Here is a 6,896-nt window from a genome sequence, read left to right as displayed (position 1 = left end):
TAGCCACGGCTGATCAGGGATTGCAGATCCGGAGCCGGCAGCGCCTTGCGGTCCAGCTTGCCGTTCGGGGTCAGGGGCAGTGTTTCAAGATGGACATAGACTGCCGGGACCATATATTCCGGCAACTGGCTTTGCAGATGGCTGCGCAAAGCTTCCAGATCGGCTGCAACTTCGGTCGAGGTGAAATACGCCACCAGACGCTTGTCGCCTGGCACGTCCTCGCGGGCCATGACCACCGCTTCTTGCACGGCAGGATGGCGCGCCAGCTTGGCTTCGATCTCGCCCAGTTCGATACGGAAACCGCGAATTTTCACCTGATCGTCGTTACGCCCCAGGTATTCGATATTGCCGTCCGCCAGCCAGCGACCGAGGTCTCCGGTGCGGTACATGCGCGCTCCGGCGTTGAATGGATCAGCCAGGAAGCGTTCGGCCGTCAGGTCATCGCGATTCAGATAACCACGCGCCACACCGGCACCGCCGATATAGATTTCACCAGGAACGCCTAATGGCACCAATTGGCGATGTTCGTCCAGCAGGTAGAACTGTGTGTTGGCCACCGGTTTGCCAATGTGGGATGCAAAGCCGTCTTCGCGATCCATTGCGACCCAACTGGAATAGGTCGTGGTTTCCGATGGACCATAGAGATTGCACAGGCGTTTGACGCTGGTTTGCTCGAACAGGCTTTCAACCAGAGAGCCCTTGAGCGCTTCGCCGGCGACGTTGACTGTGTGTACGCCCTGCCCCAATCCATCGGACTCCAGCAACGCTTTCAGCGCCGAAGGCACGGTATTGATCAGGGTGACGTCATGCTCGCCGTTTTGAAGAGCCAGCACATTCCTGACCACTTCGATGCAGCCACCGGAAATCAGCGGTGCAAAGCACTCGTAAACTGCCAGGTCGAAGTTCAGCGAGGTGGAGAACAGGGTTTTGGCCAGCACTTCCGGTTCAAATGACTGCTGCGCCCAGGTCAGGAAGTTGACCGTATTGCGGTGCTCGATCATCACGCCTTTCGGCAGGCCGGTCGAACCCGAGGTGTAGATCACATAGGCCAGATGCGCTGGAGTCAGTTCTGCAATCAGCGGATTGGAGACGGATTGATCCTGCCAGACTTCCTCATCCAGATTAACCAAAGGCACCGAAGCCGCCGACAGCATTTCCAGCGTAGAGGTCTGTGCCAGCACCGCTGCCGGAGCACTGTCCTGCAACATATAGGCAATTCGCTCCAGCGGATAAGCCGGATCCAGCGGCACATAACCGCCGCCCGCCTTCATGATCGCCAGCAGCCCGACCACCATCTCGATCCCGCGTTCGACACAGATCGCCACCCGCGAATCCGGGATCACGCCCTGACTGCGCAAGTGATGAGCCAGGCGGTTGGCGCGCTGGTTCAGTTCGGCATAACTCAAGCGCAAATCGCCATGCACCACAGCCACGGCATCCGGCGTACGCTCAACCTGCGCCTCGAACAGACCATGCACGGTTTCATCGAGCGGATACTCCGCAGCCGTGACATTAAAGCCCTGCAACAGTTGCGCAAGTTCTTCGTCAGGCAATACCTGAATCGAGTGAAGCGACGCAGTCGGTGTGTTTTCCAGCGCATTGACCAGCTCGGTCAGCGCCGTGCTCATATAAGCCGCCACCCGCGCAGCGCCGATACCGTTCTGGACCAGCACGGTCAGCTCGAAACCTTCACCCTGATCATCCACCGACAGGGTCAATGGATAGTTGGTGCGTTCCTCGCCCAGCAGCGATTCGATGCCCTGCCAGGCCGGCGACAGACTGTGCTCACCGGGCGCCGCACTATAGCGATAGTTAAGCAGCGCGCTGAACAATGGCGTCGAAGCCGCTACACCGCTGCAACGCTGGGCCAGTGCCAGCGGCGCATGCTCGTGGGCCAGCAAGGCGCTCAGGCGTGCGTGGGTTTCCCGCACACCCGCCTGAGCCTCGCAGGTACCCAGTTGCAGGCGCAACGGCAAGGTATTGATGAACATGCCCAGCGCTCGATCCGCGCCGTCACCGCCATTCAGGCGGCCCATCAATACGGTGCCGAACACTACATCGTCGCGCCCACTGGCGGCACTCAGCACCTTGCCCCAGGCCAGGTGATGCAAGGACGCCACACTGACCCCGAACTGACGGGCCTGAGCCCGCAGCCTCAGGCTCAATTCCCTGCTCAGTGCGAGGCGGTGTTCCTCGATATCGCGACCTTCACCCTGCACTTCATGCAGGCCGAACGGCAGGGTTGGCTCGTCGATATCACCAAGCATCTCGCGGAAAAACGCTTCCTGAGCTGCCTGATTGTTCCCCAGTCGCGCCTGGGCCACATAGTTGCGATACGGCACCGGCGGATGCAAATGCCGGGTGTCATCCAGCAGATACGCTTCCATCTCCTGGCTGACCACTTCCAGCGCGGTGTGGTCCATGACCAGGTGATGGAACAGCAGCAATGCCACCCAGCGCTGATTGAGCGGATCCTCGGCATAGGCAATTCGCATCAACGGTGCCTGGCGAATGTCCATCCGGTGTTCGCGGGCATCGAAGCGTGCCTGCAACTGGGTCGTTACATCCTCGGAAGATCCGTCCGTCACGATCTGCTCCAGGCCCAACTGCGCCTGGCGCCAGACCACTTGCAGCGGTTCGTCCAGGCCTTGCCAATAGAGCGAAGTGCGCAGGATATCGTGGCGCTCGATCACGTTTTGCAGCGCACTGGCAAAGGCATTGAGGCGCGCTTCGCTGGCGAAGCCGAAGACCGCCTGCAACACGTAGGGATCGCCCTGCTCGGCCGCCAGGTGGTGATAAAGAATCCCTTCCTGCAACGGGGCAAGCGGGTAGATATCCTGAATATTGGCCGCGCCGCCGGGAATGGAGGCGATGACCTGCTCAAGCTGTGCCTCACTGATATTCAGCAGCGGCAGCATCTCAGGCGTAATCTGCGTGCAGCCCGGCTCGATCAGGTTGGCCGGCACGCGAATTTCCGTACCACTGCCCACGGCGGCAGCCAGAGCCATCAGGGTTGGCTGGTTGAACAGCACCCGAACATCGGCGCTCAGCCCTTGCTGACGCATTTTCTCGATCAGCTTGACCGCCAGCAGCGAGTGGCCGCCCAGCTCGAAGAAATGATCGAAACGCCCGACGCGCTCGACCTGCAGCACTTCGGCCCAGATCTGCGCCAACGCGGTTTCTATTTCGCCTTGCGGGGCTTGGTAGCCGCGACTGATCAGTGCTTGCTGATCCGGCGCTGGCAAGGCCTTGCGGTCCAGCTTGCCGTTATTGGTCAGCGGCAGTGTTTCCAGACGCACATAGGCGGCCGGGACCATATAGTCCGGTAACTGGCCGTTCAGGTGCGCTCTCAGGCTTTCCAGATCGACTTCGGTATCGCTGGCGGTGAAATACGCCACCAGACGCTTGTCGCCCGGCATATCTTCACGCACCAACACCACCGCATCTTTTACTGCTGGGTGAGCAGCGAGTCTGCTTTCAATCTCTCCCGGTTCGATCCGGAAACCACGGATCTTGACCTGATGGTCATTGCGGCCACGATATTCAACCGTGCCATCCGCCCGCCAGCAGGCCAGGTCGCCGGTGCGGTACAAGCGTGCGGCAGGATCAGCGCTGAATGGATCGGCATCAAACACCTGCTCGGTCAGATCGGCGCGGTTCAGATAACCCAACGCCACACCGTCGCCACCGATATACAACTCGCCGGTCACGCCCAGCGGCACCGGCTGCTGTCGGGCATCCAGCACGTACAGCCGGGTATTGGCCAATGGTTTGCCAATCGGGATACTGCCCTCGCCCACAGCCTTGATTTCATGGGTGGCCGAGAAGGTTGTCGCTTCGGTTGGGCCATAGCCATTGAGCAAGTGTTGCGGTGCGCCGTGTTTCAGGACCTGGGCGATCACCGCAGGGTCCAGCACATCGCCGCCGACGATCAGGTAGCGCAGTTGTGCAAAAGCGTCGTACAGACCGGCTGCATATTGATGGAACAAGCCAGCCGTCATCCACAGCACGCTGACCGATTGCTCCAGCAGCAAGGTCTTGAACTCCGGCAGCGACAGCAGCACATCCTGATCGACCACTACTACACAGCCGCCATTGAGCAACGGTGCCCAGACATCCAGGGTGCTGGCATCAAATGCCGGGTTGGAAGCAAACGCCACCCGATCCGACGCCTTGAAATCGGCATAACCGTTATTGATCACCAGCCGCACAATCGCCCGATGCGGCACCAGTACGCCTTTGGGCGTACCGGTCGAGCCTGAGGTATACATGATGTAGGCCGCAGCTTCGCTGGAACTGGCCAGTTGCGGATTGCTTTCAGGCTGTTGTGAAAGATCGAGGCGGTCCAGATCAATCCGTGCAGCACCTTGCGGAACAATCTGATCGCCATGTACCAGTACGTAACGCGCACCACTGTCCTGCACCATGAAAGCCTGACGCTCTTCAGGTGCATTGATATCCAGCGGTACGTACAGCGCCGTACATTTATTGATCGCCAGTTGTGCTACCAGCAGATCGAGTGAACGCGGCAGCAGAATCGCTACGGCATCGCCTGCACCAACACCCTGTTCAAGCAGATGATGGGCCAGGCGATTGGCGCGGGCATTGAGTTCGGCATAAGTCAGGGAATGTTCGCCATGCACCGCTGCCACGGCAGTCGGCTGCTCAGCGACTTGCGCCTCGAACAGACCATGCACGGAGCTGTCGCGTGGATAGTCAGTCGTACTGTCGTTGAAAGCATGCAGCAATTGCTCGCGTTCGGCTTCGGGCAGAACGGTAATGGCATTAAGCGCGGTAGCCGGATGCTGCTCCAGTGCCTCGACCAGCCGTGCCAGTGCCGTGCTCATGTAAGCCACCACGCGCTCGGCACCGATACCCTCCTCTACCAGCACAGTCAGGTCGAAACCTTCGCCCTGATCATCCACCGACAGGGTCAGTGGATAGTTGGTGCGCTCCTCGCCCTTGAGCGGCTCGATACCTTCCCAGGCCGACGACAGACGATGCTCGACGATTGCTGCGCTGTAGCGGTAGTTGAGCAGCGCACTGAACAATGGCGTCGCGGCCGGTACACCACTGCAACGCTGGGCCAGCGCCAGCGGCGCATGTTCGTGGGCCAGCAAGGCGCTCAGCCGGGCGTGGGTTTCCCGGACACTCGCCCGTACTTCGCTGGCACCCAGTTGCAGGCGCAGCGGCAAGGTATTGATAAACATGCCCAGCGCCCGGTCGGCGCCGTCACCGCCGCTCAGGCGGCCCATCAGTACCGTGCCGAAGACCACGTCGTCGCGACCACTGGCGGCGCTCAGCACCTGGGCCCAGGCCAGGTGATGCAATGCGGCCACGCTGACGCCGAGCAGACGCGCCTGGGCCCGCAGTCGCAGGCTCAGCTCCGGATCCAGTGCGGCGCGGTGCTCTTCGATACAGCAGCCTTCGCCCTGCACTTCATGCAAGCCGAACGGCAGCGTGGGTTCCTCCACGTCACCGAGCATGCCGCGCAGGAAGGTTTCGTGCTCCTGCTGCGAGACGCCCAGACGCGCCTGGGCCACATAGTTGCGATACGGTACTGGCTCGCTCAGGTGCTGTGCCGAACCCAGCAGATAAGCCTCCATCTCATGGCTGACCACGTCCAGCGCGGTGTGGTCCATGACCAGGTGATGGAACAGCAGCAGCGCCATCCAGCGCTGGTTGGCCGGATCATGGGCATAGTGCAACCGCAGCAGTGGCGCCTGCCCTACGTCCATACGGTGCTGGCGAGCATCGAAACGCGCGTGCAACTGACTGGCGATATCGCCTTGCGCCGGGTCCAGCTCAAGGCATTCCACTTCCAGGCGGGCCTGACGCCAGACGACTTGCAGCGGTTCGTCCAGGCCTTCCCAATAGAGCGAGGTGCGCAGGATATCGTGGCGGTCGATCACATGCTGCAGCGCACTGGCGAAACTACCCAGCCGCGCTTCGCTATCGAAACCGAAGACGCCCTGCAATACGTAAGGATCGCCAGCCTTGGCTGTGAGGTGGTGATAAAGAATGCCTTCCTGCAACGGCGCCAGCGGGTAAATGTCCTGAATATTGGCCGCACCGCCGGGAATCGACGCGATGACCCGCTCAAGCTGCTCTGCGCTGATGTCCAGCAAAGGCAACATTTCAGGCGTAATCCGCGTGCAGCCGGGCTCGATCAGATTGGCCGGTACGCGAATTTCCGTGCCACTGCCCACTGCTGCGGCCAGCGCCAACAGGGTTGGCTGGCTGAACAGTACCCGCACATCGGCGCTCAGGCCTTGCTGACGCATCTTCTCGATCAGCTTGACCGCCAGCAATGAGTGACCGCCCAGCTCGAAGAAGTGATCATGACGCCCCACGCGCTCGACCTGCAGCACTTCGGCCCAGATCTGCGCCAACGCTGTTTCGGTTGCGCCTTGCGGGGCTTCGTAATCACGGCTGATCAGGGATTGCTGGTCCGGTGCTGGCAATGCCTTGCGGTCCAGCTTGCCGTTCGGGGTTAGCGGCAGTGCTTCAAGATAGACATAGGCTGCCGGGACCATATATTCCGGCAACTGGCTTTGCAGATGGCTGCGCAAAGCTTCCAGATCGGCTTCAACTTCGGTCGAGGTGAAATACGCCACCAGACGCTTGTCACCCGGCACATCCTCGCGAGCCATGACCACCGCTTCCTTCACGGCAGGATGGCGCGCCAGCTTGGCTTCGATCTCGTCCAGTTCGATACGGAAACCGCGAATTTTCACCTGATCGTCGTTACGACCCAGGTATTCGATATTGCCGTCCGCCAGCCAGCGACCCAGGTCGCCGGTGCGGTACATGCGCGCTCCGGCGTTGAATGGATCGGCCAGGAAGCGTTCCGCAGTCAGGTCGTCACGGTTCAGATAACCACGCGCCACACCGGC

General features: G+C 60.8%; 1 protein-coding gene (running past one end of the window). It reads right to left on the bottom strand.

What is annotated here, in order from left to right:
- Nucleotides 1-6,896 carry part of the coding region annotated (locus ALQ04_RS05850) for a non-ribosomal peptide synthetase (protein ID WP_122314912.1) on the bottom strand (this coding region is incomplete at its 5' end). Its footprint begins 6,610 nt before the window's first position, so 6,896 of the 13,506 annotated nt are shown.

This window comes from Pseudomonas cichorii (assembly GCF_003700275.1).
Taxonomy (GTDB): domain Bacteria; phylum Pseudomonadota; class Gammaproteobacteria; order Pseudomonadales; family Pseudomonadaceae; genus Aquipseudomonas; species Aquipseudomonas cichorii_B.
This window is presented reverse-complemented; position numbering and strand designations above follow the sequence as displayed.